Source organism: Blautia faecis, from assembly GCF_027662325.1.
Taxonomy (GTDB): domain Bacteria; phylum Bacillota; class Clostridia; order Lachnospirales; family Lachnospiraceae; genus Blautia_A; species Blautia_A faecis.
The window spans coordinates 81500-98376 of sequence record NZ_JAQDKY010000004.1 but is presented as its reverse complement, the minus strand read 5'-3'; the positions used below and the strand labels follow the sequence as shown (position 1 = coordinate 98376).

The 16877-nt window shown below is 43.7% G+C and carries 16 protein-coding genes; 4 read left to right on the top strand and 12 right to left on the bottom strand.

What is annotated here, in order from left to right; translation table 11 throughout:
• Window positions 1-44: 44 nt before the first annotated feature.
• The 5 genes from pfkB to PGQ38_RS03665 are packed head-to-tail and all read right to left on the bottom strand — an operon-like array spanning window position 45 to window position 5421.
• Entirely contained in the window at window positions 45-974 is a 930-nt protein-coding gene (gene pfkB / locus PGQ38_RS03685; protein WP_204452947.1) for a 1-phosphofructokinase, read from the bottom strand.
• Window positions 975-978: 4 nt separating this feature from the next.
• A complete protein-coding gene (locus PGQ38_RS03680) occupies window positions 979-2028 on the bottom strand; it encodes a galactitol-1-phosphate 5-dehydrogenase (protein WP_118577758.1) in 1050 nt (349 codons plus the stop codon).
• A 14-nt stretch (window positions 2029-2042) separates the two neighbouring features.
• Window positions 2043-3557, bottom strand: a complete 1515-nt coding sequence (xylB, locus tag PGQ38_RS03675; protein WP_173770691.1) for a xylulokinase — start codon at window positions 3555-3557, stop codon at window positions 2043-2045.
• Entirely contained in the window at window positions 3554-4561 is a 1008-nt protein-coding gene (locus PGQ38_RS03670) for a LacI family DNA-binding transcriptional regulator (protein ID WP_173734870.1), read from the bottom strand. The genes xylB and PGQ38_RS03670 overlap by 4 nt, the downstream gene beginning before the upstream one ends.
• 11 nt (window positions 4562-4572) lie before the next feature.
• The gene (locus tag PGQ38_RS03665; RefSeq protein ID WP_173717930.1) at window positions 4573-5421 is read right to left on the bottom strand and encodes a class II fructose-bisphosphate aldolase; all 849 of its coding nucleotides are present in this window, start codon (window positions 5419-5421) and stop codon (window positions 4573-4575) included.
• Between the two features lie 258 nt (window positions 5422-5679).
• Here PGQ38_RS03665 and PGQ38_RS03660 point away from each other — a divergent pair, with 258 nt between their 5' ends.
• Window positions 5680-6123, top strand: coding sequence for an RbsD/FucU family protein (locus tag PGQ38_RS03660; RefSeq protein WP_118577760.1), 444 nt, complete (start codon window positions 5680-5682; stop codon window positions 6121-6123).
• 62 nt (window positions 6124-6185) lie between these two features.
• Here the strand turns inward: PGQ38_RS03660 and PGQ38_RS03655 are convergent, their stop codons facing one another.
• The gene (locus PGQ38_RS03655) at window positions 6186-7298 is read right to left on the bottom strand and encodes a hypothetical protein (protein WP_270430828.1); all 1113 of its coding nucleotides are present in this window, start codon (window positions 7296-7298) and stop codon (window positions 6186-6188) included.
• A 311-nt stretch (window positions 7299-7609) separates the two neighbouring features.
• Window positions 7610-9406: an L-fucose isomerase gene (locus PGQ38_RS03650; protein ID WP_118577763.1), complete on the bottom strand. Its 1797-nt coding sequence runs from the start codon at window positions 9404-9406 to the stop codon at window positions 7610-7612.
• A 193-nt stretch (window positions 9407-9599) separates the two neighbouring features.
• Between PGQ38_RS03650 and PGQ38_RS03645 the strand changes: the two genes are divergently transcribed.
• The 3 genes from PGQ38_RS03645 (at window position 9600) to PGQ38_RS03635 (ending at window position 11588) form a co-directional block, all read left to right on the top strand.
• A complete protein-coding gene (locus tag PGQ38_RS03645) occupies window positions 9600-10448 on the top strand; it encodes a helix-turn-helix transcriptional regulator (protein WP_204452950.1) in 849 nt (282 codons plus the stop codon).
• Between the two features lie 577 nt (window positions 10449-11025).
• Window positions 11026-11262, top strand: coding sequence for a hypothetical protein (locus PGQ38_RS03640; RefSeq protein ID WP_118577765.1), 237 nt, complete (start codon window positions 11026-11028; stop codon window positions 11260-11262).
• Between the two features lie 65 nt (window positions 11263-11327).
• Window positions 11328-11588 (top strand): heavy-metal-associated domain-containing protein, encoded by a 261-nt coding sequence (locus PGQ38_RS03635; RefSeq protein ID WP_173734867.1) that lies wholly within the window; start codon window positions 11328-11330, stop codon window positions 11586-11588.
• 35 nt (window positions 11589-11623) lie between these two features.
• Here the strand turns inward: PGQ38_RS03635 and PGQ38_RS03630 are convergent, their stop codons facing one another.
• From PGQ38_RS03630 to PGQ38_RS03610, 5 genes are all read right to left on the bottom strand, one after another.
• Complete coding sequence (locus tag PGQ38_RS03630; RefSeq protein ID WP_173717927.1) at window positions 11624-12739, bottom strand: cob(I)yrinic acid a,c-diamide adenosyltransferase; 1116 nt, start codon at window positions 12737-12739, stop codon at window positions 11624-11626.
• A gap of 228 nt (window positions 12740-12967) precedes the next feature.
• Window positions 12968-14119 carry a 1-propanol dehydrogenase PduQ gene (locus PGQ38_RS03625; RefSeq protein WP_118577768.1) on the bottom strand — a complete coding sequence of 384 codons (1152 nt, stop codon included), beginning with the start codon at window positions 14117-14119 and terminating at the stop codon, window positions 12968-12970.
• A gap of 47 nt (window positions 14120-14166) precedes the next feature.
• Window positions 14167-14940: a DeoR/GlpR family DNA-binding transcription regulator gene (locus PGQ38_RS03620; protein ID WP_118577769.1), complete on the bottom strand. Its 774-nt coding sequence runs from the start codon at window positions 14938-14940 to the stop codon at window positions 14167-14169.
• Window positions 14941-14982: 42 nt separating this feature from the next.
• On the bottom strand, window positions 14983-15531 hold the full coding sequence (locus tag PGQ38_RS03615) for a BMC domain-containing protein (protein WP_118577770.1): 549 nt from the start codon (window positions 15529-15531) through the stop codon (window positions 14983-14985).
• 16 nt (window positions 15532-15547) lie between these two features.
• Window positions 15548-16876, bottom strand: coding sequence for a 4Fe-4S dicluster domain-containing protein (locus PGQ38_RS03610; RefSeq protein ID WP_118577771.1), 1329 nt, complete (start codon window positions 16874-16876; stop codon window positions 15548-15550).
• Window position 16877: the final 1 nt, after the last annotated feature.

Genomic DNA, 16877 nt, shown 5'->3' with positions numbered 1-16877 from the left:
TACAACGCAATTTACTTTCGCTTAATATCTTTTACTACATTTTCTTATAATTTAGTAACCTCAATCTGTGGAAGCAGTTTTTCCATATCTTCCATCACAAAAAATCCAGTCTCCTCGCGCATGGCTGCTGCCGCTGAAATAGCACTTGCCAGTTTCATTGTCTCAGGAAGTGAAAGTCTCCTGGATAAACCCAGTGCGAATCCTGCGATCATAGAATCTCCACACCCAACTGTGTTCACTGCATTTATTCTCGGAACCAGTGCACGGAAAATTCCTTCATTACCTACTGCAAGAGAACCGTCAGCTCCCAGGGAAACAGCTACGATTTCCACACCTTTTGCATGAATCTCTTTCGCCGCATCTATAATATCCTGAATATTATCACATTTCTTGCCTGTGAGCATGCGGATTTCATCAATATTGGGTTTGATCATAGTAGGTGCTGCTTCAATTCCCATTTCAAGAAGTTTACCACTGGTATCCAGAATAACCGGAATTCCTGCCTCTTTTACAATCTTTATAAGTCGCTGATAAGCAGTTCCATCAAGTCCTTTCGGAACACTTCCTGACATTGCAACTACTTTCGCTTCTTTTACAAGATTACAGAATTTTCCCTCAAATCCGGCAAAATCCTCTTCTGTAAGGGTAAACCCAGGTTCCAGAAATTCTGTCTGAACTTTATTAACTTCATCCCAGATATTAATACAGGATCTGCTTTCTGCAGCTACATGATAAAAAGCACTTTTAATACCAAACGGTTTCAATGCATTCTCAATATAAGCTCCTGCATAACCACCTACAAAACCTGTGGCAGTCACCTCTGCTCCGTAAATTGAAGCCGGCTTGGATACATTCAGACCTTTTCCACCAGGAACATAAGTACATTCCTTTACACGATTCACTTCTCCAGTCTTAAAGTTATTTACCACATACCGCTTATCAATGGCTGCATTTAATGTTACTGTCAGTATCATATGCTCAATCCTCATTCATCAGAAGAATCTTCCCCTTTACAAGACCAGGTGTCTTATAGAGCTGGAATGCTTCCTGAGCCTGACTCATTGGCATTTTGCGATAAATAAATCCCGGATCAAATTTCAGCTGACCGGTTGCAAAATAATGAGCTGTAAGATCCCACTCTTTGCCTGGGAACGGGGAACTATAGGACATCCAGGAGCCTGTAAGTTTAAATTCTTTACGATTCATATTCTCCCACTGCTTTGGTGTAAATGTAAGATCTGCATGAGGTGTTCCAATGAAGCATACGTGTGCCTTATTCGCAGCAAGTTCAAATGCCATATGCATAGTGGGAACCTGTCCGGCTGTTTCAAACACATATTCATAGCCCTTACCACCGGTAATTGCCATAGCCTCTTCCATATAATTCTCTTTGGTTGTATTGATAACTGCATCTGCGCCCATTCTCATGGCAAGATCCAGGCGTTCCTCACTAATATCAAATACGACAACCTTCTTGGAACCAAAGATCTTTGCCCACTGCATTGTGAATATGCCAATTGTTCCACATCCTAAAATTGCTACGCAGCGACCGCCCTGATAATCATTCTGAAGGAGTCCATGAAGAGCAACTGTGGATGGCTCGAACATTGCACCCTGTTCATAGGAAATAGACGGATCAAAAGGAATCGCATTCTGCTCTGGAATTACTACATAATCCGCATTACTTCCCTGCTGCCTGGAACCGATAAAACTGTAATGCTTACATAAGGAGAAGTTTCCATTCTGACAATCATCACACTTCATGCACGGAAGAAGCGGAGCCCCGGAAACGCGGTCGCCAACTTTCACCTTAGTGACCCCTTCGCCAACTTCTACTACATCACCAGAAAACTCATGTCCAAGAACGATAGGATAAAAATGAACACCATGATTCAATACTCGCGGAACATCAGAGCCACAAATGCCGGAAGCTTTTACTTTAATCTTTACCCAGCCTGGTTTTGCCTGCGGTTCTTCGATTTCCTGGTACTGTACATCCTCGTTTGCAACTACAACTGCTGCTTTCATCTTGAAATACCTCCTTACTTCCGTACCATCATAGCTTTCAGAGATTCATATAAATCCCTATATGTACGGTATGTCTTATTATAAACTTCTTTATTCTCAGGATTGGGCTCATGGCGTCTTGTCTCTTTCACTGTCATGGAAACCGCTTCCTCGTAATCTTTATAAAATCCAACTCCTACGCCAGCCAGGATTGCAGCACCTAATGTGGTTGCTGTATCGGAAGCAGGGACCACCACTGCCTTGCCTGTCACATCAGCCTTAATCTGAGTCCAGAGAAGGGAATTGGCTGAACCTCCCATAGCACGAAGAACTTCTGCTTTAGCACCTGCTGCTTCAGCCACCTCCAGATTATGGCGCAGGGAAAATGCTACGCCCTCCATACAGGCTCTTACCATGTGTCCCTTGGTCTTAGCAAAATCAAGTCCATAGAAAACGCCTTTGGCGTATGGATTCCAGACAGGGGATCTCTCCCCGGACATATATGGAAGGAACACAACGCCTTCACTTCCGGCTGGTACTGCCTCGGCAATTTCATTCAGTTGTTCCAGAGAGGATTTCCCGGTATCCGCCTTGCGGCTCCTCTCATAAGCTGCAAATTCTCTCTCAAACCAGCGCATGACACCGCCGCCTCCGGTAGTTCCTCCCTGAAGAAGCCACTTGCCTGGCACTACGTGATATCCTAAGATCAGACTTGGATCTGCTTTGTATGTATCTGTGCAGATGCTCATGCCACCAGCCTGTCCACCCTGCTCCTGGGTCTCCCCCGGATGGATCACACCTGCACCAAGTGTCCCACAGGCTGCATCCAGACCGCCGGCCACTACAGGAGTTCCGACAGTCAGTCCACTCTGGGTTGCCGCCTCTTCCGTCACAGTTCCCACTACCTTATCGCACGCAACAATCTCCGGAAGAAAATCCACAGGAATTCCCAGTTTCTCACACATCACTTCATCCCAGGTACCAGTACGCATATCAAAGCAATGCAGGCCATATCCCTGTGAAAGATCCTGTGTGATGGCACCAGTCAGTCTGTAAGCAATAAAGCTGTTTGATTGAAGGATCTTGTAAATCTTATTATATACTTCAGGCATATTCTCCTTATACCAGAGAATCTTCGCTGTGGTATAAGAAGGCTGAAGAGAATTACCTGCAACATTGAAAATATTCTCACTGCCGATTTCATTATTGAGTCTGTCGCAGATTTCCTGGGCTCTTGTATCCATCCAGATAGGTGTATCTGTCAGAACATTTCCCTCATGGTCAATGGCAATAGCCGACCAGCTCTGCCCATCAATTCCCACTCCGGCAATCTGCTCTCCTGAAATATTACCTGTCTCCAGGCATTCGCAAATAGCGCCGCAAACCGCATGCCACCATTCATCCGGCTTCTGCTGCGCCCATCCCTCATGAGGATAATAAACAGGGTAATCCCCATTGGCGGAAGCCATCACCTTTCCGTTCTTGTTAAATATGGCAACCTTGCACGCGCTGGTTCCAATATCAATTCCTAATAAATAGTCTTTGCTCATCCTTGTCTCCTTATGGATTTCCCCATAAAAATATCAGTCTGAAGTTTCCGTACAATATGGTCAGGAAGCTCATCTCTTCCTTCAAGCCGTTCCAGCATGATCTGTGCTGTTTCCCTTGCAATTTTCTCTGTGGGCTGTGAAACAATGGTAAGTGCAGGTCTGCATGCACGGGCAAAAGGCAGATTGTCAAATCCCACCAGGGAAATCTCCTCTGGCATGGATACCCCCATCTCGTTAAGCCCGATCACTGCCCCCATAGTCATCTCATAGTTCGTCACAAAAACAGCTGTCATATCCGGATTCTCTTTCACCAGCTCTTCTACTGCCTGAACCCCTCCCTGGATCGTGTAATCACCATGACAGATCAGCTTTTCATCAACCGCAATTCCATGAGCCTTAAGTGCTTTCATATATCCTAACATACGCTGTCTGGCAGTGAATACCTCATCCGGTCCACCGATCAGACCAATCTTCTGATGCTGTTCTTCTACCAGCATGCCAACAGCCTTCTCAGCTGCATTTACATTATCCACCAGCACACAGTCGCAGGATATTCCCTGGATCATACGGTCGATAAGCACAATGGGTTTACCTGTTTTCTGAAATTCATTCAGATGGGCTCCAGTCATATCTACCGGCATATTGATAATTCCATCCACACGTTTCCGGGTAAGGAAATCCACTGCTTCTTTTTCAAGCTTCTTATCTGTTCTGCAGTCACAGACAATCGCTGCATATCCATGGCTTCGGAGGATATCCTCCATTCCACTGATGATTTCTGCGCAGAAAACATTGTTCAGCTCTGGAATCACAACCCCCACTGTCTTGGTCGCATTGGTCTTCAGACCGCGGGCAACTTCATTTACTTCGTAATGTAATTCTTCGATGGCTTCTTCGATCTTGATACGGTTCTTCTCTCTTACATTCCCCCCATTGAAATAAGAGGAAATCGTTGCCAGACCAAGTCCTGTCCGTCTGGCAATATCTTTCATCGTCGCTGCCATAAATCAGCCTCTTACTCAGCCTTTCCGTCACAGCCGCAAACTTTCATACGGGCCATTACAAGCTCTTTCACAGCTGCAATTCCAGCCTTGCCATATGCCTTAGGATCAAATACCTTCTCATCCTCAAGTGTCTCTCTGACAGCCTTGGAGTATGCTGCACGAAGCTCGGTGGCAAAATTAACCTTACAGATTCCTCTCTTTACGCAATCCATAACATCCTCATCGCTAAGGCCGGAAGCGCCATGAAGAACCAGAGGAATATCTACAACTTCACGAATTTCACTTAAACGCTCCTTATCAAGAACAGGAGTTCCCACATAGAAGCCATGTGCTGTGCCGATTGCTACCGCAAGAGAAGTAACGCCGGTGCGCTCTACAAATTCTCTGGCTTCCTGTGGATCGGTATTGGTATCTGCAACTGCAACCAGGTCGTCTTCCTTACCACCTACCTTACCAAGTTCTGCCTCGCATGGGATTCCCATAGAAGCTGCTACGTCAGCCACCTTCTTGCTCACCTCAATGTTTCCTTCATAATCCAGCTTAGAACCGTCAATCATCACGGAAGTATATCCAGCCTTCAGAGCCTTCATCGCGAGATCAAAGCTACTGCCGTGGTCAAGGTGCAGGCAAACCGGAACGGAAGCCTTTGCAGCTTCTGCTGCAACGATTGCCTGATAGGTCTCAAGAGTGCCATATTTAATAGTAGATGGAGTAGTCTGGATCATAACAGGTGCTTTCAACTCCTCAGCTGCCTGAATGATAGCTTTCACCATCTCCATATTCTCTGCATTAAATGCACCAACTGCGTAACCGCCCTGCTGAGCCTTCAACAACATTTCCTTAGATGTAACAAGTGGCATATTCTCCTCCTTCTGCCTGCTGATACAGGCCGTGAATCTTCTGTTTTTCGAGAAACCGAAACGTTTCTGTTTTAATTCATATTAACTCTTTTCCAAATTTCTGTCAACAGTAAATATTTCATCTTTTTGCGTAAAATTTTACCTTGAAAAATCCAGCAAAGAAAGGTAACTTATAGAGTAGAATACTTTCGGAACCGGTATCAGTTTTTATAGATTACTGTGCCAGATTTCTGAGAAAGAACGAAGGGAGAATATATTATGTTAAAAGGAATTCCAGAAATACTTTCACCACAGCTTTTAAAAGTTTTATGCGAGATGGGACACAGCGACCGCATCGTTATCGCGGACGGCAACTTCCCAGTAGAATCAATGGGTAAAGATGCAATTGTTGTTCGCTGCGACGGACATGGAGTTCCAGAACTTCTGGACGCTATCCTTACTGTTATCCCTCTTGATTCTTATGTAGAGAAACCAGTTACCCTGATGGAAGTTATGCCTGGCGATCCGGTAAAAACTCCAATCTGGGATACATACAAAGAGATTGTTTCCAAACATGATGAACGTGGCGCCGAGGCAGTTGGAAATATCGAGCGTTTCGCATTTTATGAAGAGGCAAAGAAAGCATATTGTATTATCGCTACAGGTGAGAAAGCTGTTTACGCAAACGTTATGCTTCAGAAAGGTGTTGTTATCAACAAATAATTTTTTATTTCAGCTAAAAAGCTCCGTCGGATTCCCGGCGGAGCTTTTATTATTCATGTTTATTATGATTCACTATTTTTTCCTTTTTTCTTAAGGAGCCAGATTACCACTGCGATGCCAATGATAATAACTACAACCAGAATCCAGATAACAGAATTCATTCCTTTATCTGTGCTCTCCACATTTTCGCTGGACGCTTCCTGTTCTGCACTTTCTGAAGGAGCAACTGTTACTGCTGCCTCTTCTGTAGGCGCCATAGTCTCACTTGGCTCCGGGGTGGGAGTACTTGTCTCAGTTGGTTCCGGAGTAGGAGTACTTGTCTCAGTTGGCTCTGAAGCTGCTGTTGCTTTCTTAGTCGGTTCCGGAGCAGGAGTACTCGTCCCGGTCGGCTTCGGAGCAGGAGTACTTGTCTTCTCAGGCTTCGGGGTAGGAGTGCCTGTTGGCTCTGCCTCCACATCACTGCTGTCTTTGCCTTCGGTACCTGCTTTTCCAACTTCAGAAGTATTCTCTCCATCCTGAACAGATTGGGAACTGTCTTCCGCTTCTTTCTCAGTTTCAGGAACAAGTTCTACTGTACTCTCTTCCGTATTGGTGGCTTCTGCAATATTTACCCAGCCAGAAACATCACCAGCCTCTGTGTGTCCCCAGATACCGTCTTTACCAGTATCTACTTCTGTATCAATATATAATTTCTCACCATTCGCTATATTACAGCCTCCGGAAACTGTGCCGTACTTTTTTCCAGGTCCTTTATACAGGCAAACGGAACCGTCTTCCTTAGCATTCACTGTAATACTGTAATTCTCATCCTTACTTCCGTATAAGGCAAGCTCTGATGCCACTGCCTCGGCAAGAGTAGCCGGCTTCAGATAATTCTCTTCCAGGAAACCAAACATGCCATGAAGCTGAGCATATACCCATACCTTTCCAGCTTCATCTGTGGTCTCTCCTTCTACATGGATCGCAGTTCCATTAGGAATCAGCTCATCATTCAGCTTCGGGCTGGAAGCATCTGCCTCTGAATACATGTCAACACCGCCATCAGGCGATTCTACAATCATATAGTAATCTGTTTTATAATCAACCTGCTGTGTCTTTCCTGCATCTGCAAAAACTCCCACAGTCATGCAAAAAGTAAGAAGCACAGCCAGCAACATTCCCAGCTTTTTCTTCATATATATCCTCTTTTCCCTCTTATATACATTTTCTGTTTTTCATTGTAACACACCAGGAAAAACTTGCAACCATTTTTCTCATATTTTCCCATTATTTTACAGCAACAGTTACTATTCACCGGTAATGTTCCGCGAGGTGTTTTTATAAACAATTTCACAGAAAAATCGGGAATCCGGGCGTGAAATCATGCGAATGTATGTCCGATAAAGAGCCCCAGACAATAAAAGAGCGAGACAAAAGTCCCGCTCTCTCAGCTTTCCTTCATTGTCCTGGGGGAGTGAAAGAAAGCAGTTAAATTATAAAAAGCTAATTATTTATAAAGAGGTCCATAGTTCTTGCAAGCTCTGAAATCTGCACCTTCTTTATCCATTCCAAATGCATTCCAAGCTGCCGGACGATAGATATCTTTCTCCGGAACGTTATGCATGGATACCGGGATACGAAGCATAGAGCACATTGTGATCAGGTCAGCTCCGATATGTCCGTAGGAGATAGCACCGTGGTTAGCTCCCCAGTTGTTCATTACATCATAAGCTGTCTTGAACGGTCCCTCTTTGCCATCGCATCTTGGAGCAAACCATGTACATGGCCATGTGTAGTCTGTACGTTTCCAAAGTTTGTCAGATACTTCTGCTGGAAGAGCAACTGTCCATCCTTCAGCAATCTGCAGAACCGGTCCAAGTCCTTTAACAAGGTTCAAACGGATCATTGTTGCAGGCATCTGAGCTTTTGTTTCATAACGGCTGGAGTATCCGCCTCCACGGAAGTATCCGTTGTCAGCCATACACCATTCAGTGTTTTCCATGATAGCTTTCTGGTCTTCTTCTGTGATATCCCACCACTGTTTCATAACAGCATTGCCGTTTTCATCTTTAGCTTCGCCGTTAGCGTCAAGGCAAGCAGCACCGGAGTTGATCAGGTGAAGGAATCCGCCAGCTTCTTTAGCTACGCCTTCAAGGTCATATCCTGTAGCTTTCTTAACAGCCTCTGGGCTCCAGTATGTACGAACATCAGCGAAGATCTGAGCTCTGTTTGTAAGAAGTTTCATGAACATCATTCCAAGTCCGTTGAGAACGTCATTCTCTGTAGCGAGGATGTATGGCTCACGAGCTCCGTTCCAGTCGAAGGATGTGTTCAGCATAGCTTCTGCAAAGTCACCGTTTGGATAGAAATCTGTCCACTGTCTCTGTCCCTGGAAACCAGCTGCCAGAGCGTTGTGTCCGATTGCTTCCTCGGAGAATGCAGGATCAAGGTTATCGCAGCCGTTCATCAGCTCTTTGATGATAACTGCCATTTTAACTACGAACTCAAACTGCTCTTCTTTCTTCTCTGGGGAGAACTGCAGTTCTTCAGGGTTCTTGTCCCAACCAATCTTACAGGTCTCTTTCGCCCATTTGAGAGCTTTCTCAAATTCTGCGTGATCGTAGATGCCTTCTGTCATACGACGGATGATTTCTACCTCATCAACGGATTCAACACGCATTCCAAGATAGGATTCGATGAAATCGGAATCAATGATAGATCCGCCGATACCCATTGTAACGGAACCGATCTGCAGATAGGATTTGCCTCTCATGGAAGCAGCTGCAACTGCTGCACGTCCGAATCTGAGTAATTTCTCTTCAACGTCTGCCGGGATAGATGTGTCATCAGCTTCCTGAACATCATGTCCATAGATACCGAATGCCGGAAGACCTTTCTGTGCATGTGTAGCAAGAACGGATGCAAGGTAAACTGCTCCTGGTCTTTCTGTTCCGTTGAAGCCCCATACAGCTTTGATTGTCTGAGGATCCATATCCATTGTCTCTGCGCCATAGCACCAGCACGGTGTAACAGTAAGTGTGATGTCTACACCTTCTTTACGGAATTTGTCAGCACATGCAGCACTTTCACCTACACGTCCGATTGTTGTATCAGCGATAACAACTTTAACAGGCTCACCGTTGGAATATCTCAGGTTTTCTTCAAAAAGTTTCGCAGCGGATTTAGCCATATTCATTGTCTGCTCTTCAAGAGATCCTCTGACATCGAGTGCTCCTCTACGTCCGTCGATTGTTGGTCTGATACCGATAACCGGATAGCTACCTACTAATCTGCTCTTTGCCATGATTCATTACCTCCATAATAAATATATTCTTTTTAAGAGGTTTCACTAAAAAACCTCTCTGTTTCCTATAGTTCATAGTATACAATTGCCAAACCGTAATTACTTGTGATATAATGGCAAAAAATAGTACAATATTCACTTTTTTGATTATTTTGTAAAAAATCCATCAAATTAACCTAAGGAGGAATTTATTTTGCAGGATCTGGACCATAATGAAGACCGTTTAAGGGGAACATATGATTTTCCTTTTGAATTTCATCATATTGATCAGACTCATCCGCGCTATGTAATGTCCTATCACTGGCATGTAGAATATGAAATCATTCGTATTCTTGAGGGCTCTCTCACTGTCACTTTAGACGAAAAAAGTTTCATTGCAACTGCCGGAGACATCATTTTTGTACATAGTGGAATACTTCACAGTGGAATTCCTGATAATTGTCTTTATCAGTGCATTGTTTTCGACGGAAATGTTTTCCTCAAAAATAATTCTGTTTGTGCAGGATATATGCAGAAGATTATTCATCAGGAAATTCTGATCTATCATCATTTTACACCAAAGCATATGGAAGTCTACAATACAATAAACAGTCTTTTTGATTCTCTTTGGAAAAGAGAACCTGGCTACGAGCTCACTGTAATTGGACAATTTTACCACTTTTTTGGTATTGTTTTTAGTAATCATTACTATCTTGATAGTATAACACGCGCAAGACGTGATTATAAGAGAATTTTACAGCTGAAACAGGTACTTGATTTCATTGAGCACAACTATACGGGGGCTCTGACACTAAAACAGCTTTCGGCCTCCGTATCCATGTCACCCAAATACTTTTGCCGTTTTTTCTCCGAAATGACCCATCAGACTCCCATGGATTATCTGAACAGGCAGCGCATTGAGAGAGCCTGCTATGAAATCTCCACAACCGATGATTCTATTACAGATATTGCATATCGAAATGGATTTAATGATCTGAGCTATTTTATACGTACATTTAAAAAATACAAAGGAACTACACCAGGAAAATATAAGAAAAGCTGATTAGGAGGGCGAGCATTGGCCGGACGCCCGCCCACAAAAAAAGAATTGACTTCTTTTTCTCTTATTTCTCAGATATGCTAAAGATGTGATTTTTTTCGTCGTAAGAAAAACGACAGAGAATCATTCCTGTATTTTTTACAGGCTACGTTGACGCATTTTATGCGTTTTCTTTTGCTGTTAAGACTCGAAAAAAGCCATAGCTTATTCTTGTTTTCGCTATATATGCCATTTTTCCAGAATGGTCTCTTATTCCAGGACCCTTATGTAGCAGGTTTTCAAGTAACCGGATGATGGAATTGCTGCTGATCAGGCAGATTAGCCCATGGCAGAAAACTGTCCGCACATACTGCTGCAGAACGCCGCAGAAAATCAGAAATTGTTTTTCTCTTTCGTTTCTTTTATTCTAACAAAAGCCGGTTGCCATTACAACGAAATTCGGTCGTAAAATTCTCACATAATTCGACACTTAAATGATAAATTTTATCTGTAACTGAAGTTTTCTTTTTTCTGAAACGTGCTATAATATTTTCAATTAGAAGCAACTAACATAAGTATGACGAAAGGAAGCTGTTGAATCATGGGAAGATGTTATCATTTATCAAAAACTGTTACGGAAGACCTGGCAAATGAAATCATAAAAGAACTGACAGAGCGAGGCGATGTGAAACACGCCAGAATCTCCGCTGACGGACGTTATCTTCATGTGGATACTATTGACGGAGAATTTTCCGTGGTAATGTATTCAGCAGTAAATATCTGCAGCCGTATTGCAAACTGCGAGCTGTCCTTTGTGAAATTTGATTACACAGCTTAGAGCGTGTTTGAAAACATACCGCCAGGACATTTATGGCAAATCTATTAAAAAAGGGAGATTAAATTATGCAGCAGATTACATTAAAAATAGACGGAATGATGTGTGGAATGTGTGAATCCCACATTAACGAAAGTATTCGTAATAACTTTTCTGTAAAAAAAGTCACCTCATCCCATACAAAAGGAGAGACGATTATCCTTACAGAAAATGATCTTGATGAAGCAAAACTGAAAGAGACTATTGATAAAACAGGTTATAAACTGCTTTCTGTCTCAAAAGCTCCGTACGAAAAAAAGAAAGGCTTTTTCTCTTTCCTGAAAAAATAGCCTTTCCCTGTCATAATCCTTGTACTATATTCCAACTACAATATTTCCGGTAATACGGACAATGCATATTCTGCCAGGCTGTGATCTTCCTCTCCTGTGCCTCCGCTTATACCAAGACCTCCGATAATCGTATCTCCGGATTTCAACGGCACACCGCCTCCGAAAATCACGATTTTTCCACCATCCATCTTATCTACGCCATAAAAAGTTCCGCCTGGCTGAGCCAGTTTAGATAATTCCATGGTGGACATTTTCACCGCAACAGAAGTATAAGCTTTTTTCAAAGCGACATCAAAGCTTACCAGAAATGCTCCGTCCATTACATGAACGGCAATTGGATTTCCTTCCGGACCACAAACTGCAATCACCGCTTTCTTACCGCGACGAAGGGCTTCCTGTTCGATTTTCCCGATCAGCTTCTTCGCTCCATCCAGTGTAATCTTATTCTGCATACCCATGCGGCGCAGTACTGCCTGAATTACAGCTTCGTCTACAGAATCAGAGGTACCAGATATGAGAGAATTTTCAACTTTCGTATCCACGCTCACGCTTCCTCCTGCCACTTTCTCAGTTCCACTTGCATGTAGTTCCGTATTTTCAGAAGATGCGTCAGTTTCTACAAGCTTTGACGTTCCCGTCTTCTGACCTGCTGCCTCCGCTTCTTCGTAGCGTGCAAGCACATACAGATAGTCGGCCAGACGGTTCATATATTTCTTACTTCCTGTGTCAGAACCAAACTTTACACTTACAGCGGCAAGATCACGCTCCGCTCTTCTGGCCACAGCCCAAGTCACATCAATCTCAGCAGACAAGCGACAAGCCCCAGGTAATGAGGACTCCTTCGGCATATGAAAAAGCCCCGTCAAACGGTCAATCTCTTCCTCTAAAAGCTCTGTCTTGTCATCATTGATCTTATACTCTCTATTATATGGATCTGCCACTCCTGCATCAATTCTGGTCAGATTTTCCTGGATCTTTTCCAGGAAACGGATGGTATCTCCATCTCTGATCATGGTTTTCAACACTCCAATATGGCAGGAAAGTTCATCTATGGTTCCCTCCAGCTGGATTCGGTCATCCGCTTTGGAAACGTTTTTCGTATGGACAAGATTGGTAGTTCCCTTGTCACCATTCTTTGTATAAATACTCATACGACTTTCTCCTGACATTTTACCCATCCGGCAAAATGGATTTTATTATGCACCAATACACTGAATATAAGACAAGGTTCGTGCAAGAGCAGGAAATAATCCACATTATCTTACGTTCACTACATTAGTTATAAACAGACTCTGGACAAATACACGCAGTTCCACCGTATCTGTCCAAAGTCTCTTATATGTTACCGGGCACAAAGTGAACAGCAACTCTTAAATTCATTAAAATGACCACAATTTCCTGTAGATCTTCACAATATCCTCTTTTGTTGGGACTCTTGGGTTGGCAGTTGTGCAGGCATCAGCAAGCGCCAGGTTTGCCATTTTGTCAATTGCTGCAAAATACTCATCCTCAGAAATAGTTCCCATTTCTTTAATCGTAAGCGGAATATTCATTTCCTTCTGCATAAACTGAATCCAGTTTACAAGAGATCTTACAGACATTACTTTGTTGTAGTTACTCAGTCCAAGAATATGTGAAATATTGGCATATCGCTTTACTGCCGGAAGATATTCCTGCTGGCTTCTGCTATGTTTGTTGATATTTGCATTAAATTCTACAATATGCGGAAGCAGCATTGCATTGGCACGTCCATGCGGAATATGGAAAATAGCTCCCAGCTGATGTGCCATACTATGTGTGATTCCAAGTCCTGCAGCATTAAAAGACAGTCCGGCAAGACAGGAAGCTACATGCATTTTCTGACGGGCATGCATATCGCCGCCGTCAAGGTATGCTCTTAACAGAAAGACTCCGCAGATTTCAATTGACTTTTCAGCAAGAGCAGATGAAAATTCATTGTGATTGATACTTACATAAGACTCAATTGCATGAGTCAGTACGTCCATACCTGTATCTGCTGTGATAGAGGGCGGAACGCTCTTTACCAGTTCTGCATCCAGGATTGCCTCATCAGCTGTAAGGCTGTCTGAGATCAGCGGATACTTCACATGATTATCTGTATCATTTACAACTGCAAAAGAGGTAACCTCAGATCCGGTACCACTGGTAGTAGGAATTGCAATAAGACCTACTTTGCCGTAATTGTTGATCTTCAGGGCAAACTCACGGATTGCCTTGGATGAGTCAATTGCAGAGCCACCTCCGACAGCTACTACAACCTCCGGCTGATACTCCAGGAACTTCTTTACACCTTCTGCGATTTTTCCTACCGGTGCATCCGGCACAACATCACTGAATACTTCAAACTCCTTGCCACCGCGTCTCAATGGGTCTGTGATCAGCTCGATCATTTTCCCTTTTGCGATGAATGGATCTGTGATCACCAGAACTTTTTTGTATGGCAGTTCTGCCAGTCTATCCAGGGCATTGTCACCAAAATGGATGACTGTTTTCATTTCAAAAGTTTTCATAATTCAATGCTCCTTTATTGCAGCTTTCTTTTGTAAGCAGAAAGCTTCTATCGGACAGATTCCGGATATCTGCACTCCACGCCCTCTTCTTTAAAAAGCTTCAGCCATTTTTCAGAAGGCTTCGCATCTGTCACGACGATATCAACATCCCGCAATCTTCCGGCAACGGAAAATGCGGTCTGGTCAAATTTCGTATTGTCCACAACCAGGATTTTCTTACGTCCTGAATCCAGCATTGCTCTCTTTGCTGTTCCAAAAGCTTCCTGTGATTCCATTACTCCCCAGTTCTCATCAAGAGCCTTACAGGAAAAAATAACGGTATCTACAAAATAAGAGCGAATGACTTCTTCTGTCCGGGATCCAAGGAAAGCCAGATAGCCTTCCTTCATCATCCCACCTGTGGAAATAATATTCCATCCTGACACATCTGCCAGTTCCAGAAGGATCTCCATGGAATTGGTGATCACAGTCAGACGCTCCTTCTCTTTTAATGCCTTTGCCACAAACACTGCAGTAGTGCTGGCGTCCAGAAGCAGATGTTCCCCGTCATGCACAAGAGAGGCTACAATTTCCGCCATCTTCTGTTTCCCAACTACATTCTGATTCTTGCGCACATTAAAAGGGAGATCAATGCTCACATCTTCATTGATCACAGCTCCGCCATAGCTTTTAATGGCAAGCCCTTCCTTCTCCAGCTTGTCCAGATCCCGTCGGATGGTTTCCTCAGAGACTCCGTATAACTGGCTCAGTTCACTTACTACTACGCGCTTCTCATTCTGTAATTTCTCAAGGATCAGATTCCGTCTCTCTAACGCAAGCATGTTCAGGTCCCCTCCGCGTTCATTTTATTGGTCAGACCAGAATTACAGAAGGCTGTCGATCATTCTCTTATCCGGATGTGCAATAACAGAGGAATCCAGATACATGCCTTTTTCAGCAACAAGCTCTTTCGCTCTGTCGATTGATGCGGATACAGCAGAAACCTCACCAGTGATCATCATGTAAGATTTTCCGCACATACCTTTTGCAATACGAAGCTCGATAAGATCTACAATTGCAGTCTTTGCAGCCTGATCTGCAGCCTCAATAATGGAAGCTGCATCATATGTTTCAAGAATTCCCAGCGCACTGATCTCCTCAACCTGAGTAGTTCCATAAATAGCCGGGAAAAGAGACTCGTGCGGATTACCCAGTACAAAACTGTCAATGCACTTGTCCTCATATGTTGTTACAGCTGTATCTACGGCAGCTTTTACCGCACTGAGATCACCGGTAATAATTGCAATATATTTACCCGGACACACGGTCTGCGCCTCAACGATTTCTACATCAGATGTCTTAACCATTGCATCTGCTGCAGTAACGCCGGTAGCTGTAGTTTTGAATTCAATCATTCCGATTGCTTTACTCATTTTCTGCACGTCCTTTCTAATTCTTTGCAACTACGATCCAGCGGTCTGTCACCTCGGTAACTTTACCGGAGATGGTTGCATGGATACCAACACTTAAGCCCTGGGCAGGAGAAGCGATCATCTGACCTCTTGTCACCTGATCTCCAACTTTTACAATTGCCTGAGCAGGTGCTCCGATATGCTGGCTAAGAAGAATTTTAACCTTTGGAATATCAACCAGTGTCTCGTCCATCGGTGCGTCCTTGTCATATTTTGTAAGACCAAGACGTGCCATCAGGCGTTCTTCCGGAACCTTGCGGTATTCTCGGGATTCCTTAACTGGTACTGGCTGTACTCCCTGAGGAGGACGAATACCTGCCTTACGAAGTCCACCCTTCATGTCTGCAAGAAGTGTTCTTGGAGCAAGGCTCTGAGGACATGCATACATCTCACAAACGCCACAGGAGCTGCAGAAGCTTGCATTGATGTATGGATTAACATCTCTGAAATCCTGATTGGAAGCTGCACGCATGAAGCGGGCTGGATCAATCGGATGTCCCAGATTGTTACGTGGGCAAAGATCTGTACAAGTATTACACTGGCAGCAAATAGATGCTGCACGTTTTAAATCTATAGCAGAAGTCCGCATCTTCTTCTGTACGATTAAATGGTCTTTTGGCAGAACCAGAATCGCATTTGTTGTCTTCGTCACAGGGTCAGAACCTTTTCCGATTCTTCCCATCATCGGTCCACCAATAAAGTAAACCGGGTCTTTTACAGTAGTTCCGCCTGCCTGGGCAACAACATCATCCATAGTACATCCAAGAGGTACTTTTACAGTTACCGGATGATTTACCTCAGCTACAACAGACACATATTTGGCTGTTACAGGCTCTTTTTTCTCTACTGCCTGGTATATATTATACAATGTCTCTACGTTAAACACAGCAACTCCCTGCTCAATAGGAAGTCCGCCAGGTCTTACAACTCTACCAGTTGCTTCGTAGATCAGTACAACCTCATCTCCCATCGGATACACTTCATCCAGAAGGTGGATGCGCATTCCCGGGAACTCTTCGATATGCTGTTTCAGAGCATTTACTGTCTGAACATAAGATTTTTTGATTCCAATAATGGCCTCAGAAGCTCCAACTGTTTCCTGAACCATATGGAAGGTTTTCATTATTTCGTAAGCGTGCTTCTCTAATAACTGTCTGTGTAATTTCAGTAAAGGTTCGCACTCTGCACAGTTCATAAGAATGGTATTTGCTTTATCTGTCAGCTTCATGTATGTAGGGAATCCTGCACCGCCGGCACCAACTACACCATTCTCCTGTATAATATTCTGTAATTCTTTGATATCCATG

Coding starts and splice junctions, on each gene's coding strand:
- PGQ38_RS03640 (WP_118577765.1), top strand. CDS start 11,026: ATGGGAAGATGTTATCATTTATCAAAAACTGTTACGGAAGACCTGGCA.
- PGQ38_RS03665 (WP_173717930.1), bottom strand. CDS start 5,421: ATGCCACTTGTTACATCTAAGGAAATGTTGTTGAAGGCTCAGCAGGGC.
- xylB (WP_173770691.1), bottom strand. CDS start 3,557: ATGAGCAAAGACTATTTATTAGGAATTGATATTGGAACCAGCGCGTGC.
- pfkB (WP_204452947.1), bottom strand. CDS start 974: ATGATACTGACAGTAACATTAAATGCAGCCATTGATAAGCGGTATGTG.
- PGQ38_RS03620 (WP_118577769.1), bottom strand. CDS start 14,940: ATGCTTGCGTTAGAGAGACGGAATCTGATCCTTGAGAAATTACAGAAT.
- PGQ38_RS03615 (WP_118577770.1), bottom strand. CDS start 15,531: ATGAGTAAAGCAATCGGAATGATTGAATTCAAAACTACAGCTACCGGC.
- PGQ38_RS03680 (WP_118577758.1), bottom strand. CDS start 2,028: ATGAAAGCAGCAGTTGTAGTTGCAAACGAGGATGTACAGTACCAGGAA.
- PGQ38_RS03670 (WP_173734870.1), bottom strand. CDS start 4,561: ATGGCAGCGACGATGAAAGATATTGCCAGACGGACAGGACTTGGTCTG.
- PGQ38_RS03635 (WP_173734867.1), top strand. CDS start 11,328: ATGCAGCAGATTACATTAAAAATAGACGGAATGATGTGTGGAATGTGT.
- PGQ38_RS03660 (WP_118577760.1), top strand. CDS start 5,680: ATGTTAAAAGGAATTCCAGAAATACTTTCACCACAGCTTTTAAAAGTT.
- PGQ38_RS03630 (WP_173717927.1), bottom strand. CDS start 12,739: ATGAGTATTTATACAAAGAATGGTGACAAGGGAACTACCAATCTTGTC.
- PGQ38_RS03650 (WP_118577763.1), bottom strand. CDS start 9,406: ATGGCAAAGAGCAGATTAGTAGGTAGCTATCCGGTTATCGGTATCAGA.
- PGQ38_RS03610 (WP_118577771.1), bottom strand. CDS start 16,876: ATGGATATCAAAGAATTACAGAATATTATACAGGAGAATGGTGTAGTT.
- PGQ38_RS03655 (WP_270430828.1), bottom strand. CDS start 7,298: ATGAAGAAAAAGCTGGGAATGTTGCTGGCTGTGCTTCTTACTTTTTGC.
- PGQ38_RS03625 (WP_118577768.1), bottom strand. CDS start 14,119: ATGAAAACTTTTGAAATGAAAACAGTCATCCATTTTGGTGACAATGCC.